18 protein-coding genes are annotated in these 22,753 nt (G+C 73.5%); 7 read left to right on the top strand and 11 right to left on the bottom strand.

Annotated features, from left to right (window positions below):
• The first annotated feature begins 3 nt into the window (after positions 1-3).
• Positions 4-651 carry a hypothetical protein gene (locus ACFW47_RS07045; RefSeq protein WP_386305054.1) on the top strand — a complete coding sequence of 216 codons (648 nt, stop codon included), beginning with the start codon at positions 4-6 and terminating at the stop codon, positions 649-651.
• Here ACFW47_RS07045 and ACFW47_RS07040 read toward each other — a convergent pair.
• Positions 623-811: a DUF397 domain-containing protein gene (locus ACFW47_RS07040; protein WP_386281376.1), complete on the bottom strand. Its 189-nt coding sequence runs from the start codon at positions 809-811 to the stop codon at positions 623-625. The genes ACFW47_RS07045 and ACFW47_RS07040 overlap by 29 nt on opposite strands.
• A 439-nt stretch (positions 812-1,250) precedes the next feature.
• Between ACFW47_RS07040 and ACFW47_RS07035 the strand changes: the two genes are divergently transcribed.
• Both ACFW47_RS07035 and ACFW47_RS07030 read left to right on the top strand, forming a co-directional pair.
• Positions 1,251-1,835 carry a peptidoglycan-binding protein gene (locus ACFW47_RS07035; RefSeq protein WP_386281378.1) on the top strand — a complete coding sequence of 195 codons (585 nt, stop codon included), beginning with the start codon at positions 1,251-1,253 and terminating at the stop codon, positions 1,833-1,835.
• Between the two features lie 40 nt (positions 1,836-1,875).
• Complete coding sequence (locus ACFW47_RS07030; RefSeq protein WP_386281381.1) at positions 1,876-2,469, top strand: peptidoglycan-binding protein; 594 nt, start codon at positions 1,876-1,878, stop codon at positions 2,467-2,469.
• A gap of 62 nt (positions 2,470-2,531) precedes the next feature.
• Here ACFW47_RS07030 and purH read toward each other — a convergent pair whose 3' ends face one another.
• Entirely contained in the window at positions 2,532-4,109 is a 1,578-nt protein-coding gene (gene purH, locus ACFW47_RS07025) for a bifunctional phosphoribosylaminoimidazolecarboxamide formyltransferase/IMP cyclohydrolase (RefSeq protein WP_386305052.1), read from the bottom strand.
• A complete protein-coding gene (gene purN / locus ACFW47_RS07020) occupies positions 4,106-4,744 on the bottom strand; it encodes a phosphoribosylglycinamide formyltransferase (protein ID WP_217249215.1) in 639 nt (212 codons plus the stop codon). The genes purH and purN overlap by 4 nt, the downstream gene beginning before the upstream one ends.
• Before the next feature lie 300 nt (positions 4,745-5,044).
• On the opposite strand from purN, the gene ACFW47_RS07015 reads away from it, so the two are divergent.
• Positions 5,045-5,833, top strand: coding sequence for a hypothetical protein (locus ACFW47_RS07015; protein ID WP_386281386.1), 789 nt, complete (start codon positions 5,045-5,047; stop codon positions 5,831-5,833).
• 210 nt (positions 5,834-6,043) lie between these two features.
• Here ACFW47_RS07015 and ACFW47_RS07010 read toward each other — a convergent pair whose 3' ends face one another.
• Positions 6,044-7,696, bottom strand: a complete 1,653-nt coding sequence (locus ACFW47_RS07010; protein WP_386281388.1) for a DUF6350 family protein — start codon at positions 7,694-7,696, stop codon at positions 6,044-6,046.
• Positions 7,697-7,792: 96 nt separating this feature from the next.
• Between ACFW47_RS07010 and ACFW47_RS07005 the strand changes: the two genes are divergently transcribed.
• Complete coding sequence (locus ACFW47_RS07005) at positions 7,793-9,097, top strand: helix-turn-helix domain-containing protein (protein ID WP_386281390.1); 1,305 nt, start codon at positions 7,793-7,795, stop codon at positions 9,095-9,097.
• 135 nt (positions 9,098-9,232) lie between these two features.
• Here ACFW47_RS07005 and sucD read toward each other — a convergent pair whose 3' ends face one another.
• The 7 genes from sucD to ACFW47_RS06970 form a co-directional block, all read right to left on the bottom strand.
• Positions 9,233-10,117 (bottom strand): succinate--CoA ligase subunit alpha, encoded by an 885-nt coding sequence (gene sucD / locus ACFW47_RS07000; RefSeq protein WP_386281392.1) that lies wholly within the window; start codon positions 10,115-10,117, stop codon positions 9,233-9,235.
• A 28-nt stretch (positions 10,118-10,145) separates the two neighbouring features.
• Positions 10,146-11,327, bottom strand: coding sequence for an ADP-forming succinate--CoA ligase subunit beta (sucC, locus tag ACFW47_RS06995; RefSeq protein ID WP_019330005.1), 1,182 nt, complete (start codon positions 11,325-11,327; stop codon positions 10,146-10,148).
• A gap of 519 nt (positions 11,328-11,846) precedes the next feature.
• The gene (locus ACFW47_RS06990) at positions 11,847-12,830 is read right to left on the bottom strand and encodes a hypothetical protein (protein ID WP_386305050.1); all 984 of its coding nucleotides are present in this window, start codon (positions 12,828-12,830) and stop codon (positions 11,847-11,849) included.
• A gap of 198 nt (positions 12,831-13,028) precedes the next feature.
• A complete protein-coding gene (locus ACFW47_RS06985) occupies positions 13,029-14,075 on the bottom strand; it encodes a hypothetical protein (protein WP_386305049.1) in 1,047 nt (348 codons plus the stop codon).
• Positions 14,076-14,250: 175 nt separating this feature from the next.
• Positions 14,251-15,420, bottom strand: a complete 1,170-nt coding sequence (locus ACFW47_RS06980; RefSeq protein ID WP_386305048.1) for a vWA domain-containing protein — start codon at positions 15,418-15,420, stop codon at positions 14,251-14,253.
• Positions 15,417-18,074, bottom strand: a complete 2,658-nt coding sequence (locus ACFW47_RS06975) for a DUF5682 family protein (RefSeq protein WP_386305047.1) — start codon at positions 18,072-18,074, stop codon at positions 15,417-15,419. The genes ACFW47_RS06980 and ACFW47_RS06975 overlap by 4 nt, the downstream gene beginning before the upstream one ends.
• Positions 18,075-18,176: 102 nt before the next feature.
• Positions 18,177-19,331: an AAA family ATPase gene (locus ACFW47_RS06970; protein WP_386281404.1), complete on the bottom strand. Its 1,155-nt coding sequence runs from the start codon at positions 19,329-19,331 to the stop codon at positions 18,177-18,179.
• A 131-nt stretch (positions 19,332-19,462) separates the two neighbouring features.
• Between ACFW47_RS06970 and ACFW47_RS06965 the strand changes: the two genes are divergently transcribed.
• Entirely contained in the window at positions 19,463-20,818 is a 1,356-nt protein-coding gene (locus ACFW47_RS06965) for an SWIM zinc finger family protein (RefSeq protein ID WP_386305046.1), read from the top strand.
• Positions 20,819-20,878: 60 nt separating this feature from the next.
• Positions 20,879-22,573 carry a DUF5691 domain-containing protein gene (locus ACFW47_RS06960; protein WP_386305044.1) on the top strand — a complete coding sequence of 565 codons (1,695 nt, stop codon included), beginning with the start codon at positions 20,879-20,881 and terminating at the stop codon, positions 22,571-22,573.
• Positions 22,574-22,753 lie beyond the last annotated feature (180 nt).

Genomic DNA, 22,753 nt, shown 5'->3' with positions numbered 1-22,753 from the left:
GACATGAGCGGACACCCCAACCGGCGTACCGTCCTGGCCGTCGGCACCGCGGCCACGGCCGCGTATCTCCTTCCGACCGGCACCGCCACGGCAGCCGACCGCACCGGACCGACGTCCGGTCTCCGGCCGGCGAAGATCCCGCTGTCGCAGAACGGCTGGGAGATCCAGACCCAGACCAACCACGTCTCGACGGTCTGGTCCCGCTCCGTCTCCGGAGCGGGTATCCGCGTCGACGTGAGGATCGGGCTGCCGGAACTCCTCCTGCTCCACATAGCGCGCCGCTTCCACTACGAGGTTCGGGAGCTCCGCGCCGACGAGGTACGGGGCTGGAGCGAAATAGGCCGTACGCCGTTGACCAGCCCCGCCTCGAACCTGTCGTCGGGCACGGCTCTGCGGATCGTCCCCGGGGCAAGAGCGCAGGGCAGCTACTTCCCGCAGCAGGTCCGGACCATCCGGGAGATCGTCGGGGACTGCGCGGGTACGGTCCGCTGGGGCGGCGACGACGACTCCGTGGACGAGTCCCTCTACTACCTGGCGGTCGGGCCGGACAGCGAAGACATGCTGCGCGTCGCTCCGAAGTTCCAGGAGTGGTCCGACCGGCTGGGCGCCGGGTCCGGTGTCATCACCGCGCCCTGGGCTGCCCGAGGCTGAGCCCACCGACGAACAGGGCCCAGGCCCCGTCCGCGAAGAGGAGGACGGGGCCTGCCGGGTTCTTGGAGTCGCGGACGGGGGTGGTGCCGGGGATGGTGTCGGCTACTTGGACGCATTCACCGCCGGTCCCGTTGCTGTAGCCGCTCGTGCGCCACTGCACGGAGCACTTCCGTCAGCCAACTGCTCCAACGTCAAGCCGTAGAAGCAAGGGACGCTCACCGAAGCGTCAGTGTCCTTACGAGGAGGCGGTCTTTCACGATACGCCGACCCGTACCACTCTGCGAGTGATTCGTCACAGTGCGTACGGGGACGGAAGGCGGGAAGCCCAGCTCTGCATCACCGAGTTGCTCGCCAACGTGATCGCACACGTCGGCGAGGGCACACCGGTGACCGTCCGGCTGGCCGCCGGCCGGGACGACTGCGTACGGGCGGAGGTCACCGACCCCGACTCGCGGACTCGGCTCGTCGCACCCGTGTGGTGCGAGGTTCCCACGGACCCGCCGGCGGTGCGAGCGGCCGCGCCCTCGAACTTTGCAGGTACTCCTGCGCCCGCGGATCGGCCACATTGAGTACACGACCTCTGCGGAAAGGACGCTGTGTTGAAGAAGCGATGGAAGATCGGCCTCGCCGCGCTGGCCCCGGTGATGGCCACGGTCCTCGCCGTCAGCCCCGCGCATGCCGCCTACTCACAGAACTCCGGTGCGTACAGCACCTCGTTCGTGGACGGCGCCGGCTCACTCACCGACGACTTCGGCGACCACTTCGACGAACTGGGGAATTCTCTCTGCTACGGCTGCGGGGAATCCTCGAACACCGACGTCGTCGTCCTCTGGCAGAGCATTCTCGTGGCCGAGGATCTGCTCGGTCTCGGCGACATCGACGGGCAGTTCGGCCCCGCGACGAGGAACGCCACCATCAAGTGGCAGCAGCGCTACGGCCTCGGCGCGGACGGAATGGTCGGCGACAGAACCTGGAGCAAGGCCGACGACCGGCTCCGGTGGCTTTCCAATGTCGATGTGACCTACACCGGTAAGTACAACACCGGCGCGGTGGTCTTCCACCGCGGCAGCACGTCGAAGGACAAGGACAGCGGGGCCTACAAACTCGACGAGGTCTACCAGTACGACGGCGTCGAGTCGATGCGCGGCTCGCGGATCCAGTTCCGCTCCCTGACCACCCTCTGAATCCGCACACCCGGTCCCTCGATGCCAGGAGGACGTACTCATGCGCAGGACTCGCTGGAAGCTCGGTCTCGGGGCACTCGCCGCGGGGCTGTCGACGATGCTGACCGTCAGCCCCGCGCAGGCGGCGTACGCGGGGAACTCCGGGGCCTACAGCACCTCCTACGTGGACGGTGCCGGCTCGCTCACCGACGACTTCGGCGACCACTTCAACGAACTCGGCAACTCCCTCTGCGACGGCTGCGGTGAATCCTCGAACACCGACATCGTCATGCTCTGGCAGAGCATCCTGGCCTCGGAGCACCTGCTCGACTTCCATGAGATCGACGGGTACTTCGGTTCGCGGACCAGGGCCGCCACCATCAAGTGGCAGCAGCGCCACGGCCTCGACGACGACGGCATGGTCGGCAATGCCACGTGGAGCAAGGCCGACGACCGGCTCCGGTGGTACGGCTCGACATTGCGATACCGCAGCGGAGGGCCCTTCGGCTTCGTCGAGTTCCACCGAGGAGACAGCTCCAAGAACCACGACGGCGGCGCCTACCACCTGCACAAGGTGATGCAGGGCGACGGGGTGCACGTCTTCGCGACGGGGACACGCGTCTACCACCGCAGCAAGACCGTGGACCACTACTGAGGAGAGACCGGTCTCTCCGGTGTCCCGTGCCGGCCGGCCGGCACGGGACACCGGCGTACGCGTCAGTGGAAGAAGTGCCGCGTCCCCGTGAAGTACATCGTCACGCCGGCCTTCTTCGCGGCCTCGACGACCAGCTCGTCACGGACCGAGCCGCCCGGCTGGACCACGGCCTTCACGCCGGCCGCGGTGAGGATCTCCAGGCCGTCCGGGAAGGGGAAGAACGCGTCGGAGGCGGCGTACGCGCCCCGCGCGCGCTCGGCGCCCGCCCGCTCCACCGCGAGCTTCGCGGAGTCGACGCGGTTGACCTGGCCCATGCCGACGCCGACGGACGCGCCGTCCTTGGCGAGGAGGATCGCGTTCGACTTGACGGCCCGGCACGCCTTCCAGGCGAAGGACAGCTCGGCCAGCTCCGCCTCGGACAGCGCCTCGCCGGTCGCGAGGGTCCAGGTGGCCGGGTCGTCGCCCTCGGCCTGGAGGCGGTCGGTGACCTGGAGGAGGGCGCCGCCGTCGATGGGCTTGACCTCGACCGGGGCGGCGGGGGCTTCGGGGGCGCGCAGCACGCGGATGTTCTTCTTCTTGGTGAGGGCTTCGAGGGCGCCGTCCTCGAAGTCGGGGGCGACGATGACCTCGGTGAAGATCTCGGCGACCTGCTCGGCCATCTCCTTGGAGACCGGGCGGTTGACGGCGATCACGCCGCCGAACGCGGACAGCGGGTCGCAGGCGTGCGCCTTGCGGTGCGCCTCGGCGACGTCCGCGCCGACGGCGATGCCGCACGGGTTGGCGTGCTTGATGATCGCGACGCAGGGCTCGTCGTGGTCGTACGCGGCACGGCGGGCGGCGTCCGTGTCCGTGTAGTTGTTGTACGACATCTCCTTGCCGTGCAGCTGCTCGGCCTGGGCGAGGCCGCCGCCCTCGGGGGCGGTGTAGAGCGCGGCGGGCTGGTGCGGGTTCTCGCCGTAGCGCAGGGTGCGGGCGCGCTCGTACGTGGCGCCCAGGAAGTCCGGGAACCGCGACTCGTCGACCGGGGCGTACTCGGAGGCGAACCAGGAGGCGACGGCCACGTCGTACGCGGCGGTGTGCTGGAAGGCCTCGGCGGCCAGCCGCTTGCGGGCGGCGAGGTCGAATCCGCCGTCCTTCACCGCGGACAGCACGTCGGCGTACCGGGCGGGGCTGGTGACGACCGCGACGGAGGGGTGGTTCTTGGCGGCGGCGCGGACCATGGAGGGGCCGCCGATGTCGATCTGCTCGACGCACTCGTCGGGGGTGGCACCCGAGGCGACGGTCTCGCGGAACGGGTAGAGGTTGACCACGACCAGGTCGAACGGCGCCACGCCCAGCTCGTCGAGCTGCTGCCGGTGGCTCTCCAGACGCAGGTCGGCGAGGATACCGGCGTGCACCTTGGGGTGCAGGGTCTTGACCCGGCCGTCCAGGCACTCGGGGAAGCCGGTCAGCTCCTCGACCTTGGTGACGGGCACGCCGGCCGCGGAGATCCGTCCGGCGGTGGAGCCGGTGGAGACGAGCTCGACGCCGGCCTCGTGCAGCCCGCGCGCCAGCTCCTCCAGCCCGGTCTTGTCGTAGACGCTGACGAGCGCGCGACGGATGGCCCGCTTGTTGCTCCCGGCGGTGGCGGTGGCGGTCACTGGATAACTACCTTTCGTCCCTCAATGCGATAGCCGTTGCGGGCGAGCCGCCCCACGACATCGACGAGCAGCCTTCGCTCGACTTCCTTGATGCGCTCGTGCAGAGCGCTCTCGTCGTCCTCGTCCCGGACCTCCACCACGCCCTGCGCGATGATCGGCCCGGTGTCGACGCCGTCGTCGACGAAGTGGACGGTGCAGCCGGTGACCCTGGCGCCGTACGCGAGCGCGTCCCGCACACCGTGGGCTCCCGGGAAACTGGGGAGGAGCGCGGGGTGGGTGTTGACGAACCGTCCGCCGAACCGCGCCAGGAACTCCTTCCCCACGATCTTCATGAACCCGGCCGAGACCACCAGGTCCGGCTCGTGGGCGGCGACGGCCTCGGCGAGCGCCGCGTCCCACTCCTCACGGGTCCCGTGGTCCTTGACCCTGGTGACGAAGGTCGGCAGGCCGGCGCGCTCGGCTCGCGCGAGCCCCTCGATGCCGTCGCGGTCCGCGCCGACGGCGACGACCTCGGCGCCGTAGGCCTCGACGCCGGTGGCGGCGATCTCGTCGAGGAGCGCCTGCAGGTTGGTGCCGGATCCGGAGACCAGCACCACTAGGCGCTTGGCTCGCTGGGCCACGGGCTTGGCGGCCACGGTGGGGGCCTTTCTCGGGGGAGCGGGTCTTCACGGCCGTACGTTTTGTACGTTCATCCGTTTGTGTGGTCGTACGAATGCTTCGCGCCCCGGGATACGGGGAAGTCTACGAAGCGGCCGACCGTCAGCAACGATACCGGCACACCGGGCGGCCCCCTCGGGACGGGGGCGTGGCCGGAAGGTAGCGTCTGCGTGGAGCCGGACCGGGAACGCGGCCCGCGCGTCACGCGTTCACAGGTCGGGCCGACCAGTTCGCCCGTTCCTTACCGTCAAGATCGCCAAGGGGAAGACGCTCACTTGATGCCGGACCGCAGCCTGCGACTGCTCACGCTCCCCCAGCAGTCGGCACAGCCAGGGGAGCGCAGCACCGTGTTGCTGCGGGAGCGTCCCTCCTCACCGCCCGACACCCCCTCGGACGGCGCCGCCGACAAGGACACCGACAGGGACAACCCGTTCGCACCGCCCCCGGAGGGCACGCCGGACCGCCCCTGGCAGCCACGGCACCCGTCGGGCGACGACGACTCCCAGGGTTCTTCCGGTTCGCGGGGTGGCGGCGGGCGTTCCCCGTGGGGTGGCCAGTGGAGCGACCGGCAGCCCGGCCGCTCCTCCGGCAACTTCGGCGAGCGACCCGGCGGCTCCGGTTCCGGCCCCGAGGGCCCGGGCGGCGGTCCCGGTCCGCGCTGGGACCCGACGGACCCGGTCCAGCGGCGTGCCCGCTACGCCCTGCTGAGCGGCATGTGGGCCCTGTTCTTCGCCCTTTTCACCTGGCCGTACGTGGCCCTGCTGCTCGGCGCGCTCGCCCTCTACTGGGGTATCAGCTCCCTGCGCGCCAAGCCCCGCGCCGCCTCCGACCCGGACACCCCGGCCCGGCCCGCCGACCAGACCGGCCGACCGCAGCGCACCGCGGCGATCAGCGGCCTGGTCACGGCCTCCCTGGCCGTCCTCCTGGTCGCCGCGTCCTTCGGCGCCCAGCTGGTCTACAACGACTACTACACCTGCCGCAACGACGCCCTCACCAACGAGGCGAAACAGGCGTGCGACCGCCACCTGCCGGAACAGCTGCGGGATCTGCTGGGCACGGAGGACTGAGACGGCGGGGGCGGCAACCCCCGCTCCGTCCGGCGCTCACGGTCCGGGAAGCCGGGCGCGGCCACTTCAGCCCGTCCGGCGTGTGAGGACGAGGCCGTACAGGCCGACGGCGGATGTCAGTGGGCGGCAGCCCCCACGCACGCCGAGGGGCAGGGGCGGCGGGGGCGACCGCACCCCTCCCGGGCACCCGCTCGAGCCCGGCCCCGCCCCTCACGGTGCCCGCGGCGGCTCCCCAGGAGAGTCGGCCGGCAGCAGGTCGTAGGGCGCACCAGCTCCTCCCCCGTCGTACAGCCCGAACGGCACCGCGCCCTCGTCGGCCGGCTCCTCCCCCGCTCCCCCGCCCTCCCCACGCCGCCCCCGGAACGGCAACCGCACCCACCCCCACCGACGCCCACCACCATCGCCCCCCTCCGCTCCCGCTCCCGCTCCCGGCGCCTCCACCGCAGCCTCCGCCACGGCTCCCGCCGCGGCCCCCCGCCCCCGCCACACCCGCGCCCCCCGCGCCACCACCGCCACCGGCACCGCGACCACCGCGATCCACCCGAGCGCCGCGCCCCCGACCTGCCACCACACCGGCCCGAACCGGGCAAGCGCGGCGCTCCCGAGCGGACCGCCCGCCAACGCGGCCAGCAGGGCGACGAGCACCGCGCACAGCACGGCGGCCAGAAGGGCGGCGCCGACGGTCCGCCGCCACGACCACACCGCGGCGGTCCCCGGCGCCGCCTCCCGGCCCACACCCGCCGTGGCCGCCCGCGCCGTGAACCACCCCACCACCGCCCCCGCCGCCAACGGCACCGTCCCGGCCGCCCAGTGCAGCGGCGTACCCGGCCCCGCGTCCGGTACCGCCGCCAGCAGCGGGAACGGCGGCAGCAGCGGTGCCGGCGCGGAGGAGAGCGGGCCCACGACATGACCGGTGCCGAGCACGAACCCCGGACCGAGGGCGTACGCCGCCGCCCACACCGCCGCGTTCGGTACCAGGGTCAGACAGAGCAGCAGCACGGCGAAACGGCCCGACCACCCCTCCGTCAGCCGCAGGAACGCCTCCTGCGCGGCGCCCCCGTGCCACACCAGCGACACGGCGAGCAGCAGCGCCCCGCCCCCGACGAGCACCGCCGCACCGGCGCCCGCGGCGCGCGTGGCGGCACCCAGGCGCGCGTCCGGCTCCACCATCAGCTCCCGCAGGTTCCGGGGCAGCACCCGCAGGGCGCGGCCCACCGGGCCGCCCGGGCGGCCGAACGCCGTCCACACTCCCGCGCCCGCCGCGCCCATGGTGACCAGGGGCAGGCACGTCGCCGCCCACCACAAGGACGGCCGCAGGGCGGCGTCGGCCGAGTACAGCACGACGGGCGTGGCGACGGCGAGGTAGCCGAGCACGACCCCCGCCCAGGCATTGCGCGCGGAGACGGGCGGTGGTCCGGCGTCCCGCAGGCGCCCGCCCGCCCCCAGGCCTCCGGCCCCTGCCTTCGCGCCCGCTCCCACTGCCACCCCCACCCCGTCCCCGGGGTCGGTGGCGTCCCTGGCCGCGCGATGCAGCAGCCACACCGGCAGCAGGAGCAGCAGCAACGGGGTGACACCGACGGGCGCGGGAGTTCCCGAGAGCGTGTCGGCACGGACCAGTTCGGCCCCGTGCGCGAGCACCCACAGCGCCGCGGCGACGTGCAGGGTGCCGCCGGGCCCGTTGTCGGGGTAGGGCGAACTGATCCAAAGCACCGTCACCAGCACCGCGCACGACGCCAGTCCCAGCCCGGCCGCGACCGCGCCGCCGAGGAGGCCGTCGGACAGACCGGGCGACCGGTCGCGCCACCGGGTGCGCAGCAGGGACAGCGGGGCTGGGCGGGCGGTCGTCTGCATCACGTCCGCCATGCTCCCAACGACACGCGCTTTCCCGGCGTAACAGGCGAAGCACCGCTGTGTCGCTCAATATATGTTTATGTACTTTTTCGTACGAAGGGGCGTCCTGTGACACGGAGCCCCGCAACCCCGCTCCCTCCCCCCAAGGCACGCAGGCGCCTGCGCGAGTCGGCCGCGCTGACACAGGCTCAGCTCGCGGCGCGGGTGGGGGTCACCCGCGAGACGGTCCGTGCGTGGGAGTCCGGCCGCACCACTCCACGCGGCCGCAAACGGGAGGCGTACGCGAAGCTGCTGAGCACACTGGCCGAGGAGGCGGCGGCACGGCGGGCGAAGCCGACGCTCACGCCGGAGCCGGAGCCTCAGCCGGAAGGGCCGCGAGCGCGACCGGAGCCCGAAACGGAACAGTCACCGGTGCCCGTCGTCGTGGCCGTGGGACCCGGGAAGCCGGGTACCGTCGAGGACGCCGCCCAGGGGCCTGCCCAGGGAGCCGTCGACAGCCTCGTACTCCCCGCGAAGCCGCTGGACGAGCAAGATCCGGGGGAACGGCCGGACCGCAGCGCGGAAACGGAATCCCACTCGGAGCCGATGCCCGGGACAGCACGCCCCGGCCCGGACGAGCTGACCCCCGCTCAGGCCTTCGACGCACTGTACGAATTCAGCGCCCCCTCCCTGGTGCGGCAGACCTATCTGCTGACCGGCCGTCGCGAACTGGCGCGCGAGTCGGTAGAGCGGGCCTTCCAGGTCGCCTGGGAGCACTGGCCCGAGGTGGCCCGCGACCGCGACCCGGTGGGCTGGGTGCGGGCGGCGGCGTACGAGTACGCGCTCTCGCCCTGGCAGCGGTTCCGGCTGCGCCACCGGCACCCGGAGCCGCCCCCCGCCGACCCCGGCGACCGGACTCTGCTGAACACCCTGCTCAGGCTCCCCCCGCCGCACCGCCGCACGCTCCTGCTGTACGACGGTGTGGGTCTGGGCCTGCCCGAGACCGCGGCGGAGACGGAGGCGAGCACCCCGGCGGCCGCCAGCCGGCTGATGCGCGCCCGCGAGGCCCTCGCCGGCCGGCTGCCCGAGCTGGCCGACCCGCAGGTGCTGCACCGGCGGCTGGCCGAGCTGGCGTCGGCCGAACGGCTGCGGGCGGCCGGACCGACGGCGGTGCGCACGGGCAGCGAACGCCGGGCGCGTTTCCTGACCCGGGCCGCGATCGCCTTCACGGTCGCCCTCATCGGGACCACGGCCCTGACCCTGCGTACCGCGCCCACGCACTACGAACCGCCCGTGTCCCCCGGGCAGACGGTGCGCGGGGTGCCGCCCAGGGTCGCGCCGGGACCTCTGTCGGACGAGCAGCTGGAGCTGCGCCAGAAGCTGCGGGACCAGTTGCAGGACGGCCCGGAACGGCTGACGCCCCGGATCGAGTGACGGATCGAACGACACCGGTCCCACTCCGACGACGCGCCGCCTCGGGACACACCGCCGTACACCGAGTGGGCCCGCCCTCTGACGAGGACGGGCCCACTCGGTGTGGTGCGCTGCGCGCCGCGGCGCGGAAGGCGCTCAGCCGGCCAGGATCTCCCGGGCGAGCTTCGCCGTCTCGGTCGGCGTCTTGCCGACCTTGACGCCGGCGGCCTCCAGGGCCTCCTTCTTCGCCTGGGCGGTGCCGGACGAACCGGAGACGATGGCGCCGGCGTGGCCCATGGTCTTGCCCTCGGGCGCGGTGAAGCCGGCGACGTAGCCGACGACCGGCTTGGTCACGTTGGCCTTGATGAAGTCGGCCGCGCGCTCCTCGGCGTCGCCGCCGATCTCGCCGATCATGACGATCAGGTCGGTCTCGGGGTCGGCCTCGAACGCGGCGAGCGCGTCGATGTGGGTGGTGCCGATGATCGGGTCGCCACCGATGCCGACGGCGGTCGAGAAGCCGATGTCACGCAGCTCGTACATCATCTGGTACGTCAGCGTGCCGGACTTCGAGACCAGGCCGATGCGGCCCGGCTTCGTGATGTCGCCCGGGATGATGCCGACGTTGGACTGGCCCGGGGTGATGATGCCGGGGCAGTTCGGGCCGATGATGCGGGTCTTGTTGCCCTTCTTGCCCGCGTAGGCCCAGAAGGCGGCCGAGTCGTGCACGGCGATGCCCTCGGTGATCACGACGGCCAGCGGGATCTCGGCGTCGATGGCCTCGACGACGGCGTCCTTGGTGAACTTCTCCGGCACGAAGATGACGGAGACGTTGGCGCCGGTCTTCTCGATGGCCTCCTTGACGGTGCCGAAGACCGGTACCTCGTTGCCGTCGAAGTCCACGGACTGACCCGCCTTGCGCGGGTTCACGCCGCCCACGACGCTGGTGCCGTCGCCGAGCATGAGCTTGGTGTGCTTCATGCCGGTGGCGCCGGTCATGCCCTGGACGATGACCTTGCTGTCCTTGTTGAGCCAGATAGCCATGGTGTGTTGGTGTCCTCGTCCTGAGTGCTTACTTGGCGGCGTGGGCCAGCTCGGCGGCCTTGTCGGCCGCGCCGTCCATGGTGTCGACGCGCTGGACCAGCGGGTGGTTGGCGTCGGTGAGGATCTTGCGGCCCAGCTCGGCGTTGTTGCCGTCGAGGCGGACGACGAGCGGCTTCTCGACCTTCTCGCCGCGGTCCTCGAGGAGCTTCAGCGCCTGGACGATGCCGTTGGCGACCTCGTCGCAGGCGGTGATGCCGCCGAAGACGTTGACGAACACGGAGCGGACGTCCGGGTCGCCGAGGATGATCTCCAGGCCGTTCGCCATGACCTGGGCGGAGGCACCGCCACCGATGTCCAGGAAGTTGGCGGGCTTGACGTTGCCGTGCTTCTCACCGGCGTACGCGACGACGTCCAGGGTGCTCATGACGAGACCCGCGCCGTTGCCGATGATGCCGACCTCGCCGTCGAGCTTGACGTAGTTGAGGTTCTTCTCCTTGGCGGCGGCCTCGAGCGGGTTGGCCGCGGCCTTGTCGTGGAGGGCCTCGAAGTCGGGGTGACGGAACTCGGCGTTGTCGTCCAGCGACACCTTGCCGTCGAGGGCGATGACGTCGCCGGAGGCGACCTTGGCCAGCGGGTTGACCTCGACCAGGAGGGCGTCCTCCTTGATGAAGGTGTCCCACAGCTTGACCAGGATGTCGGCGACCTTGTCGGCGACCTCGGCCGGGAACTTCGCGGCCTCGACGATCTCGCGCGCCTTCTCGGGCGTCACGCCGTCGATCGCGTCGATCGGGGTCTTGGCGACGGCCTCCGGACGGGTGGCCGCCACCTCCTCGATCTCCACGCCGCCCTCGACGGAGGCGATGGAGAGGAAGGTGCGGTTGGCACGGTCGAGGAGGAAGGAGACGTAGTACTCCTCGACGATCTCGGGGGCGGTCTCGGCGATCATCACCTTGTGGACCGTGTGGCCCTTGATGTCCATCCCGAGGATGTCCGTCGCGCGGGCGACGGCCTCGTCCGCCGAGGCGGCCAGCTTCACGCCACCGGCCTTGCCGCGGCCACCGACCTTCACCTGGGCCTTGACGACGGACTTGCCGCCCAGACGCTCGGTGATCTCGCGCGCCGCCTCAGGCGTGTCGATGACTTCACCGGCCAGCACCGGTACATCGTGCTTGGCGAAGAGGTCCCTCGCCTGGTACTCGAACAGGTCCACGCGCTTCCGTCCCTATCAGTGATCTCGCGGTTCGTTGGATGCGTGGGCGTGCCGCGAAGGGCAACGTGACGTCCGCTGTGAGTCACAAGGGAGGCGCACACGGTGTCCGAGCGCGCGGCATGTCCGTCTCGCAGGTTATCGCCGCTTGCAGGGGGTCTCTAAATCGTGGGTCACACCTGAGCGGTGATGCCTGTCACATGATGCCGCGCTCACTGGCACGCGGTGCCTGGTGTGAGGGCGGAAAACGCAGATAAGGGCCTCACCGGGTTGGGGTTGACCCGGTGAGGCCCGTGGAACGCCCCGGACGGCCGCGGGAGTGCGGCCCTCCGGAGTGCGGGCGGCCGGTCCCCACCCCAATGGGGACCGGCCGCCCGGTCCGCGCAGCTACGGCCGGACGGAGGCCGACGGCTTTCGGCCGGACCGTCCGGGCCGCGCGCTCCGCGAAGCCCGTTGGTCACCTGACGTCCGTCCGATGTCCCGGTGGACGAATTTCAGGCCTTCTCCGGGGCAGGGGCGGCGTCAGACCCCGTAGGGGTTGCCGAGCGCGCCGTAGGCGGCGCCCTGGAGGTCCTGGGCGTATTCCGGGGTGACCGACTTGACGACGTTCTCCGCGCCGGTGACGGCGTTGCCCGCCAGCGGCGTGTCCCGGACGGTGCCGGTGAGGTCCCGCGTGAAGGGGGCGGCCTGCCCTGCGACGTCGTGCGCGAAGGGGACCGCCTCGCCGGCGACTCCGTACGCCAGCGCCGTGGCGCTCTCACCGACGCCCCCGACGACCGGCCGCACCGCGTCGGTCACGGTGTCGACGACCGGGCGCACAGCACCGTCGACGCCCTCGGCGAACGCACCGGCGTGCCCGGTCACGCCCTGCGCCAGGGGCGGCACGGCCCCGGCGACACCGTCCGCGAACGGGCGTACGTCGCCCAGGACGCCGTCGGCCAGGTCGCCGGTGTCCCTCACGGCCTGCCCGGCGACGGGCACGGCCCCGTCCACGGCGGTGTTCGCGACCGGCGGCAGGACGGCGTCCCTGGTGTCGCCGGTGACCTCACCGGCCAGCCCGGTGGCGTACGGCCGCACGTCGCCGACGATCCCCTCGGCGATCGGCACGGCGCCGCTCACCGCCCGCTCGGCGACCGGCGGGGTGACCGTGCCGGCCGTCTCCCGGGCGGCGTGCTGTGCCTGGTCGAGTTCCGGCGCGAAGGCGGAGAGGGGGCCGAAGAGGTAGTCGACGTCGGCGGTGGCCCCGTCCGCGTCCGCCACGGGGGTCGTCACGGAGGTCGTGACGGAGGCGGCCTCGGGGGCCGGGACGGTGTCCGCCGCGGAGGTGAGGGTGTCCGACGCGGAGGGGGCGTCGGTGACGGCGCCGGTCGCGGTGTCCGTCGCGACGTCGGGGACGGACACGGAGGCGGCGGGCAGTTCGTCGGCACTGGCGACGGCGGAACCCAGTGCCCAGGCGCCGGTGACGCCTGCGGTGATGACGATGGAGCGGCGGATGTTCTTGTTCATGGGTACGTCAGGTCCTTCGAAGAGCTGAGTTTGGGGACGTTTCCGAATTCCGGGTGCCTGCCGGCGTCGCGCCACTGCGGTCGGCCGCCGAGGGCGGACCGGGGCGAGCGGCTTGGGAGAGCGGCCGGCGGCGTCCGGGCGGCGGGCAGACCTCTCCGCCCCCGCGCGGCGGGTCTGCGGCGGGGGAGGGTTCCGCCGCTAGGCGGGAGAGACCGGAATGTCCCGGTACCGGTCCCGTGTCTCGGCGGCGTCGGCGCGCACGAGGGCGCCGGGCACGAGTCGGAACGGGATCCCGTGATGCGGGGTGACCGCGTGCGCGTCACCGTGGCGGGGCGTGCCATGGTCGGCACCGGCAGCGCCCAGGGCGCCGTCCGGATCACCGGTGGGCGACTGGCGGGCGGGGGCGGGGCTCGGGGTGGTCGCCGGGGACGGCGACACCGCGCGGTCGGTGGTGTCGCGCGCCGCGGACCAGGCAGTGGGCGTGACGGGCTGCGGACCGTAGGCGGCGGACGCCGAGCGCGCGGCCCCTTCGGTGGGCCGGGCGCCGGAGGCGGCTGCCGAGGCCACGGAGTCGGCCACGGCGTCGGACGCGTCGGATGCGGCCGGTTCCGTGACCGACGGCAAGGTCTGCGGGAGCGGGTCGACGGGGACCACCCGACCGGGCAGGCCGGACAGCTCGGGCAGGCCACCCGGACCGGGCGGGTCAGTCAGGCCGGGCGGGTTCAAGCCGGGCGCGGTGGTCAGCACCTCCAACGGAGGAACCTCCGCCCGCGCGGCCGAACCGAGCCCGTCCGCCACCGCCTCCGCCACGTCGACGACCGGCCGCACGACCCGGTCCTCCACGACCCGGTCCTTCACGGGCCGGTCCTTCACGGGCCGGTCCTTCACGGGCCGGTCCTTCAGCCGGACGACATCCTCGGTCGCATGACGAAGACCGAGGTCGGGTACGGCCACCTTGTGTGCCCGGGCGGCGATCGGAGAGTCCTGACCGCTCCGAAGTCCCCGCGGGACGGCGGGTCCCCGGGCGGCCGGCTCCTCGCTCGGGCGCTGCGGGGAGGCGTCGACGACCTGACCGGTGACGTCCTTCGGCGACGGAACACCCTCGGCGGCCTGTGCCCGCTCTCCGCAGAGCACCCCCAGCACGAACAACCCGCCCACCAGCAGCATCACGTGCGGCGCACGCCGCCCGCCCGCCGTGCGCATCACGCGCCAGGCGGCCTCGGGCAGAACTGCTGACCAGATCAAGAGGGGGAGATTCCTCCCGTGCGGCGGAACGGTTCACACGTCGTATTCACACGACCTGTCGATACGACGCGCGATCCTCGCACGTGACTCCGTGGGTCACGCAAGCCTGGCCGCACCGATGGTCAGTCATGTCCGTTTTGACGGAAGGAATCGGGCCACCCGGGTCGACAAATCGTCACCCGGCATCCGGTATCGGCAGCGTCCGCTGCTCGATGGCCGCGGCCATCACCTCCGGGAAGAGGTCGGGCGTGCAGGCGAAGGCCGGTGCGCCCAGCTCGGCGAGTGCCGCCGCGTGCTCCCTGTCGTACGCGGGCGCCCCCTCGTCCGACAGCGCCAGCAGCGTCACGAACCGCACGCCGGCGGCCTTCATCGCGGCGACCCGCTTGAGCATCTCGTTCCGTATGCCTCCCTCGTGCAGGTCGCTGATCAGCACGACCACCGTCTCCGCGGGCCGGCTGATCCGCGACTGGCAGTAGGCCAGCGCACGGTTGATGTCCGTGCCGCCGCCGAGCTGGGTGCCGAACAGCACGTCGACCGGGTCGTCGAGCTGCTCGGTGAGGTCGGCCACCGCCGTGTCGAAGACCACGAGCCGCGTGCTGATCGACCGCATGGACGCGAGCACCGCCCCGAACACGGAGGCGTACACGACGGACGCCGCCATCGACCCCGACTGGTCGACGCAGAGGATGACCTCCTTCTTCACGGAGCGGGACGCGCGTCCGTGGCCGACGAGCCGCTCCGGCACAACCGTCCGGTGCTCGGGGAGGTAGTGCTTGAGGTTGGCCGCGATCGTGCGGTTCCAGTCGATGTCGTGGTGGCGGGGCCGGCTGACGCGCGCACTGCGGTCGAGGGCGCCGGTGAGGGCGGTCCGGGTACGGCCGGCGAGTCGCTTCTCCAGATCCTCGACGACCCTGCGGACGACGGCACGTGCCGTCTCCTTCGCCCTCTCCGGCATCGCCTTGTTGAGGGACAGCAGGGTGCCGACGAGGTGCACGTCGGCCTCCACGGCCTCGAGCATCTCCGGTTCCAGCAGGAGTGTGGCGAGGCCGAGCCGGTCGATGGCGTCCCGCTGCATGACCTGGACGACGGAGGACGGGAAGTAGGTCCGTATGTCCCCCAGCCAGCGAGCCACGGCCGGGGCGGAGGCCCCCAGCCCCCCGGAACGGTCCCGTCCCGTCCGTGGCTCCGCCCTCTTCCCGTAGAGCGCGGTGAGCGCCGCGTCCATCGCGGCGTCCGGTCCGGAGAGCGGGTGACCGGTGCCGTCGGCCTGGTCACCACCCAGCACGAGCCGCCAACGCCGCACCCGTTCCTGCGCCGCCTCGGCGTCCACCGGCTCGGTCGTCACGCGTCCACCTCCACTGGCACGTTGAGGGCACCGCCCACGGGGACGGCGCTCGGGCCGGCCTGATGCGCCGATTCCGCCCGATTCACTGAGCCCGCACGATCCGCTGAGTCCGCCCGGCTGGACGGATCCGCCCGATTCGCTGGGCCCGTCCGACCCGCCAGGCCTGCCGGGCGGGCCGGGTCCGTCGGCACGGCTCGGTCCGCCGGGCCCGACGGACGGGCGTCGCCCACCGGGTCCGCCTCGCCCGCTCCGCCAACCTCATCCACTCCCTCGATGCCGAGCAGCAACCGGACCACCGGCAGCACGGCGTCGGCACGCCCGGCGTCGAGGCCGATGGCGAAACCGGGGGCGCCGACGTCAGACGCCGTCGCCCTCCCCCGCCCTTCCGGGCCACGCCGGACCAGTTCGCCGATGCCGCGGCGGACTCCCGGCTCGTAGGCCGAGAAGGTGCGCCGCAACAGCGGCAGTACGTCCGTGAACGCCTCCGCCGGTACGCCGGTCAGCCACCCGTCGACCAGTGCGAGCAGCCGCTCGTCGTGGAGGAGCAGCATGCCGCCGCCCGAGCCGCCGCCGAAGAAGCCCTCGATCCACGCCGCGGCGTCCGCCGGGCGCGTCCCCGGGGACAGCGCCAGGCCCATGAGCCGCGCCGCTCCCTCCGGCGCGAGCTCGCCGTCGTCCAGCAGGAGCCGGACGACACGCCCCCGGACGACACCGGGCACGGTGTCCCGGCCGGACAGGGTGTGCAGCACGGCCCGCCAGCGGACTCGCAGGGCGCCGTGGCCGGGCGCCGCGGCGTCGCCGAGCAGTCCCACCGCGCCGTGCACGGCGTCCACATGCCGGCACATCTCCTGCGCCGCGTCGGCGTCCAGCGCGGCGCAGGCCGGTGGCAGCCCCACGAAGATCCGCTCGGCGAGGCCCGCGGCGACCTCGGCCAACGCGCCGGTGCCGGTGCCGCGGACATCGCCGTAGCGCAGTGAACGGACGAGGGCCGGCAGGGCCTGGGCGAGGTGGCCGACGTCCGTGTCGAGCGCCGCGCGGTCGGCGAGTATCCGCATCACCGGGCCCAGCGCGTCCGGCAGTTCGGCCAGCAGGCAGCGTTCGGTGACCGCGGTGACCTCGGCGAGGGTCTGCGCGGTGACGGCGTCCGCCTCCGCCTTGGCGGTCGCGGCGGCCAACACGGTGGTGCCCCACACCCCGGCCTCGGCGACCCGCACCGACAACTCCGGCTCCCACCGCAGCCGCCACGTCTCCCGGAACGTACCCGTGCTGCCCCGCGAGGAGGCCGGCTCCCCCCAGCCGATGCCGAGCAGCCGCAGCCGGTGCAGCAGGCGGCTGCGCCCCGCGTCGGTCTCCTTGCGCAGGTCGAGCTCCAGCTCCCGCCCCGAGGCCTCCGGCTTCAGACGCAGCCGCCGCTGCAGCCGGGCCAGGTCACGCTGCAGCGGCACCGCGGGCGCGCCGGCGGGCACCTCGCCCAGCACGTCACCGACGACCAGCCGGTCGTGCACCAGCGCCAGCGGCACGTCCGAGCCCTCGCACATCACCGCCCGTACGGCCTCCGTCGTCTCGCTCAGCCCGGGCAGCGGTCGGCCGCGCAGCACGGCGAGGGTCTCGGCCAACCGCACCGCCTCGATGACGTGCGCCGAGGAGACGAGCCGGTCCTCCGCCCGCAGCAGCCCGGCCACCTTGGTCAGCCACCGCTCCACGGGCCGGTCCGGCGCGTTGAACAAGTGCCCGTACCAGCCCGGCGACTCGATACCGGCCCCGTACCCACTGGCCCGGGACAGCCTGCGGTGGGTCCAGGGCACCCAGGTCATGTCCACCTTGGTCCTGGGCAGCCCCTTCAGCAGCGCCCGGTCGGCGCCGACCGTGACCTTGCGCCGGAGCGCGGGCACGTGCCAGGCCCCGCAGACCACGGCGGCGCCCTGGGCGAACTCGCGCTGCGCCGCCCGCACCTGGAGCCGCATGTACGCCTCCCGCACCGGCTCCCGGCCGTGCCCGCCGCCCTCCTCGGTCTCCCGCAGCACCGCCATGGCCTCCTCGAGCGCCGTGAACGGTGCGAGCACGTCCCCGCCGCCCGTGTCCCGGTGTTCGACGGCGTCCTCCCACCAGACCTCGGGATCGTCGTAGCCCGCGGCCTCGGCGAGCACGGCGAGCGGATCACCCCGGAGGCCGGGGGAGGCAGCACCGGGCTCGTTCCCCTCACCCCCTCGGGACTCCTCCCCCTCGCCCCCGGATGCCCGCCACGCCAGCGTGTGCGCTGCCGGCAGGTCGATGAAGCGGGCCGGTACGTCGTGCTCCAGGGCCCAGCGGACGGCCACCCACTCCGGGGAGAACTCGGCCAGCGGCCAGAACGCCGAGTGCCCGGGTTCGTCCACGGCGTGGGCGAGGAGCGCGACCGGGGGACGCATGCCCTCGTCCGCGGCCAGTGGGATCAGGGCGTCGGCCTCGGGCGGCCCTTCGATCAGCACGATCCCCGGCCGGGCCGCGTCCAGCGCCGCCCGGACCGCCCGTGCCGACCCCGGCCCGTGATGGCGTACGCCCAGCAGCAGCGGCCCGCTGCCGGCCCTCGCGCCCCCGTCGGCCCCGTCTGTCCGGGCGTCGCCGCCCCCGTTCCCGCCCGGCCGGCCGCTCCTGGTGCTCTCAGCGCCCGCCACGCCGTCCCCCTCGCCTGCGGGACCAGGACGAGTCCTCGTCGTCCGCCGTGGCGCCGGGCGCCGGAGTGCCCGTCCGCGGCGGCGCCCACGTCCGCACGCCGCTCACGCGCTCACCTCCCGGCACGCCCGGTAGAAGTCCTTCCACCCGTCGCGCTCCCGGACGACCGTCTCCAGGTACTCCTGCCAGACGACACGGTCGGCGGCCGGGTCACGGACGACGGCGCCCAGGATGCCCGCGGCGACGTCACCGGGCCGGAGCACCCCGTCACCGAAGTGGGCTGCCAGTGCCAGGCCGTTGGTGACGACGGAGATGGCTTCCGCCGTGGACAACGTGCCGCTGGGTGACTTCACCTTCGTCCGCCCGTCGCCCGTCAGACCGTCGCGCAGCTCGCGGAAGACGGTGACGACGCGGCGGATCTCGTCGGCTCCGTCCGGCGCCGTCGGCAGGTCGAGGGAGCGGCCGATCTGGTCGACACGGCGCGAGACGATCTCGACCTCGGCCTCCGCGGTCTCGGGCAGCGGCAGCACCACGGTGTTGAAACGCCGGCGCAGGGCGCTGGACAGGTCGTTGACCCCGCGGTCGCGGTCGTTGGCGGTGGCGATCAGGTTGAATCCGCGGACCGCCTGCACCTCCTGGCCCAGCTCCGGTATCGGCAGGTTCTTCTCCGACAGGATCGTGATCAGCGTGTCCTGGACGTCGGCCGGGATGCGGGTCAGTTCCTCCACCCGGGCGGTCATGCCCTCCGCCATGGCGCGCATGACGGGGCTGGGCACGAGGGCGTCGCGGCTGGGGCCGTGGGCGAGGAGCCGCGCGTAGTTCCAGCCGTAGCGGATGGCCTCCTCGGGAGTGCCTGCCGTGCCCTGCACCAGCAGGGTCGAGTCACCGCTCACGGCCGCGGCGAGGTGCTCGGACAGCCAGGTCTTCGCCGTGCCGGGCACGCCTAGCAGGAGCAGGGCTCGGTCGGTGGCGAGCGTGCTGACGGCCACCTCGACGACGCGGCGCGGGCCGACGTACTTCGGCGAGATCTCCGTGCCGTCGGGCAGGGTGCCGCCGAGCAGGTAGATGGCGACCGCCCACGGTGACAGCTTCCAACGGGGCGGGCGTGGGCGGTCGTCCTGCGCCGCCAGGGCGTCGAGTTCGGCCGCGAACTCGTGCTCGGCGTGCGGACGCAGGACCTCCGCTCCCGGTGCGTCGCCGTCCCGGCTCGGGTCGACGGACGTCGGTGCCGCGGACGTCGGCGCTACGGACACAGGCATGGCTGATTCCCCCTCCAGCTCGGCCGGTTCGATCTGCCATCCACGGTGCACTACGCCACTGACAATCGCTGTGACCTGCGGAAATACCCGCTCGGCGCCGATTGTCAGTGGCGGGATCTACCTTCGATGGCATGACTCAGCAGGGGGCGCGCTGGACCGCGGACCAGGTGCTGGCACTGGCACCTGACGCGGCATCACGCAGGGCGGGCGGCGAACTCGCCACGGCCGGCCCGTGGTCGGAGGTGGGCAGCTCCGAGGAGGGGGCGGTGTGGGGACTGTGCCAGGGCAGCGGCAGCCAGCCGTATCGGACGGTCGTCGACGTCGCGGACGTGTCCGGGCCCGCTTACACGTGCGGTTGCCCGAGCAACAAGGTCCCGTGCAAGCACGCGCTCGGGCTGTTGCTGCTCTGGGCGGGCGGTGACGGTGCGGTCCCGGCGGGCGAGCCGCCGGGCTGGGCGGAGCAGTGGGTTTCCGGGCGACGCACGCGCGCACCGGAGAGGACGGCCGCGGGAGCGCCGGGGTCCGCCACTCGGCCCGGTGATCCGGCGGCGGCGCGGCGGCGCGCCGCACAGCGGGCGGAGCGGGTCACCGCGGGCGCGACGGAGTTGGAGCAACGCCTGGCGGACGTGCTGCGCGGTGGCCTGGCCGAGGCGGAACGGGCGGGGTACGGGCTGTGGGAGGAGACGGCGGCCCGCATGGTCGACGCCCAGGCCCCGGGGCTCGCCTCGCGCGTGCGTGAACTGGGGTCGATACCGTCGTCCGGTCCCGGCTGGCCGGTCCGGCTGCTGGAGGAGTGCGCCCTGCTCCACCTCCTCGACCAGGGCTGGCTGCGGCGCGATCGGCTGCCCGAGGACCTCGCGGCGACGGTCCGCACGCGCGTCGGTCTACCGTCGACGGCTGACGGCCCGCCGGTGCGGGACCACTGGCTGGTCCTCGCTCAGTACGACACCGCCGACGCCCGGCTGACGACCCGTCGCGTCTGGCTGTACGGCACGGAGACGGACCGTGCCGCGCTGCTCCTCTCCTACGGCGCCGCGGGCCGGGCCCCGGAGCTGACACTGCCCGTCGGACTGAGCCTGGACGCGGAGCTGTCGGCGTATCCGGGCGCCGGCCGGCAGCGGGCGGCCCTGGGTGAACAGCTCGCGCCGCCCGTACCCGCGGAGATGCGTCCGAAAGGCGTCACGACCTCCCAGGCGGTGGCCCACTACGGCAGGGCCCTCCGTGACGATCCGTGGCTGGAGTCGGTGCCGGTGACCCTGGAACGTGTCGTTCCGGTGCCGGACGGCGACTTCTGGCAGCTGGCGGACGCCGCCGAGGACACGGCGCTGCCGCTCACCCCAACCGTCGGCAACCGTACAGGGCTGTGGCGCCTCGTCGCCCTGTCCGGTGGCGCGCCCGTGAAGGTGTTCGGCGAGTGCGGCCACCGGGGTTTCACGCCCCTGACCGCCTGGCCGGACGGGCCGGGCCGGGCAGTGCCGCTGTGCTGACCCGCACACGCACCCGCCCCCGCCGACCCGCCCCACGACACGGAACCGGAAGGGAACCGCATGACCAGGACGCCCGCGACCGCGGACGCGGACACACCCGCGCAAGCACCCGCCTCCGCGCCCGAGACCGCCACGAGGCCCGCACCCGCACCCGCACCCGCACCCGCACCCAGCCTCTGGGAGGACCTGGTCACCGCAGCGCTGCTCGGTACCAATCGGCGCACTCCCCCGGGCTGCGAGCCCGGGGCGCGTGCGCCGGCGGCGCTGCTGGACGCGGCGGCCGCCGAGACCGTCCGAAGGCGTGCCGGACTGTGCCCGGTCCCCGCGGCCCGGCGTCCGGAACCGGCTCCGCGGGACCCCCGCCCGCCTCTGCCGCCCGCCGCGGCCCACCGGCTCACGATGCTGCTCACCGACCGGTCGGGCACGGCGGGCGGCGGCCGCCGAGGCACCGCGCCCGACCTGATGGAACTGCTCCCCCAGTGGCTGGCAGCGGCGAACGCCCGGGGGTTCGCGGCACCGCCCCAGTCGGTCCCGGCCCTGCTGGACGCGGCACGGGGGCGCACGGACCTGCGTCCGGCGGCGCTGGCGTTCGCGGGGCCCCGCGCCCTGTGGCTGGCCCGGCTGAACCCGGACTGGCGGTTCGCCCTGCGGGCGACGCCGGGAAGCGGCGCCGCGCTGCCCGGCCCGGAGGCCGCGGGACGGATACGCCGACTGTGGGAGGAGGGCCTCTTCGCCGAGCGAGTGGCCCTGCTGGCGTCCCTGCGCGCCCGCGACCCGGCGGCGGCCCGAGCTCTGCTGACCTCGACGTGGGCGACGGAGCGGGCCGAGGACCGGCTGATGTTCCTCGACTCGCTGCGGACGGGGCTGGAACCGGCGGACGAGCCGTTCCTCGAGCAGGCGCTGGCCGACCGCAGCCGCAACGTGCGGGCGACGGCGGCGGAGCTGCTGTCGGCGCTGCCCGAGTCGGCGCTCGCCGCGCGCATGGCGGCGCGCGCGGCGACGTGCGTGTCCCTCGACCGTTCCCTGGACCCACCGGCGATCGCAGTCGAGGCTCCGCACGAGTGCGACGCGGCCATGGAGCGGGACGGTGTCATTGCCAAGCCGCCGTCGGGGCGGGGGGAACGGTCCTGGTGGTTCGGTCAGTTGGTGGAGGCGGCGCCGCTCGGGACGTGGCCGGCCCGGCTCGGCGGGCGTACGCCCGAGGAGATCGTCGCCCTGCCGGTGGCGGACGACTGGCGGAGCGATCTGCAGGCGGCGTGGTGCCGTGCCGCGGTACGGCAGCGGAACGGCGCTTGGGCGAGGGCGCTGCTGGGCGCGCCCACGGCGCCCGAGGCCGGGGGGCCGGGCGCGGTGTCACTGGCCGAGCGGGCCAAACTCCTCGGCACCCTGCAGGCCGGCGAACGGGCCGAGTGGGTCGCCGGGTTCATCGTGACGCACGGCCTGTCGGAGGCGTTCCAGCTGCTCGGAATGTGCGCGGTGCCGTGGGCCCCGCCGCTCGGACGTGCGGTGGTCGACGCGCTCAACATCGCCCGGGACGCCGGGAGCTACCCCTGGAGCTTCAGCGGTGTCATGGGTCTGGCCGAACGCTGCCTCGATCCCTCGGAGGCGGGCCGCCTCGACGGCCTGCTGGCGATACCCGACGAACCGGACGACGCGTCGCCGGGAGCCGGTGGTTACTGGGCGGAGGCGTTCCAACGGCTCGTGACGACCCTGCGGTTGCGTGCGGTGATGGCCGAGGAGCTGGGCGCGGAGTAGCGGACGGGGCGGGTGGAGACGCGCGACGTCGAACGCCGGACCGGCCACCGCGCGGCCCGCCGCCCAGGCGATCACCCGCCCTGGCACTCCGGCGGCCGAACTCGGCGGCCCAGCCGCCGGCATCGGCACGCTTGCGCGGCCCACACACGCGGACCGCACCACCGCACCGCACGGCCGGAC

This window comes from Streptomyces sp. NPDC058796 (assembly GCF_042745235.1).
Taxonomy (GTDB): Bacteria; Actinomycetota; Actinomycetes; order Streptomycetales; family Streptomycetaceae; genus Streptomyces.
This window is presented reverse-complemented; position numbering and strand designations above follow the sequence as displayed.

Bases quoted from the DNA above. Each gene is read 5' to 3' on its own strand.
- sucD (WP_386281392.1), bottom strand. From the start codon at position 10,117: ATGGCTATCTGGCTCAACAAGGACAGCAAGGTCATCGTCCAGGGCATG.
- ACFW47_RS06960 (WP_386305044.1), top strand. From the start codon at position 20,879: ATGACCAGGACGCCCGCGACCGCGGACGCGGACACACCCGCGCAAGCA.
- ACFW47_RS07010 (WP_386281388.1), bottom strand. From the start codon at position 7,696: ATGGCGGACGTGATGCAGACGACCGCCCGCCCAGCCCCGCTGTCCCTG.
- ACFW47_RS07015 (WP_386281386.1), top strand. From the start codon at position 5,045: ATGCCGGACCGCAGCCTGCGACTGCTCACGCTCCCCCAGCAGTCGGCA.
- ACFW47_RS06970 (WP_386281404.1), bottom strand. From the start codon at position 19,331: ATGCCTGTGTCCGTAGCGCCGACGTCCGCGGCACCGACGTCCGTCGAC.
- ACFW47_RS06965 (WP_386305046.1), top strand. From the start codon at position 19,463: ATGACTCAGCAGGGGGCGCGCTGGACCGCGGACCAGGTGCTGGCACTG.
- ACFW47_RS07045 (WP_386305054.1), top strand. From the start codon at position 4: ATGAGCGGACACCCCAACCGGCGTACCGTCCTGGCCGTCGGCACCGCG.
- ACFW47_RS07030 (WP_386281381.1), top strand. From the start codon at position 1,876: ATGCGCAGGACTCGCTGGAAGCTCGGTCTCGGGGCACTCGCCGCGGGG.
- ACFW47_RS06990 (WP_386305050.1), bottom strand. From the start codon at position 12,830: ATGAACAAGAACATCCGCCGCTCCATCGTCATCACCGCAGGCGTCACC.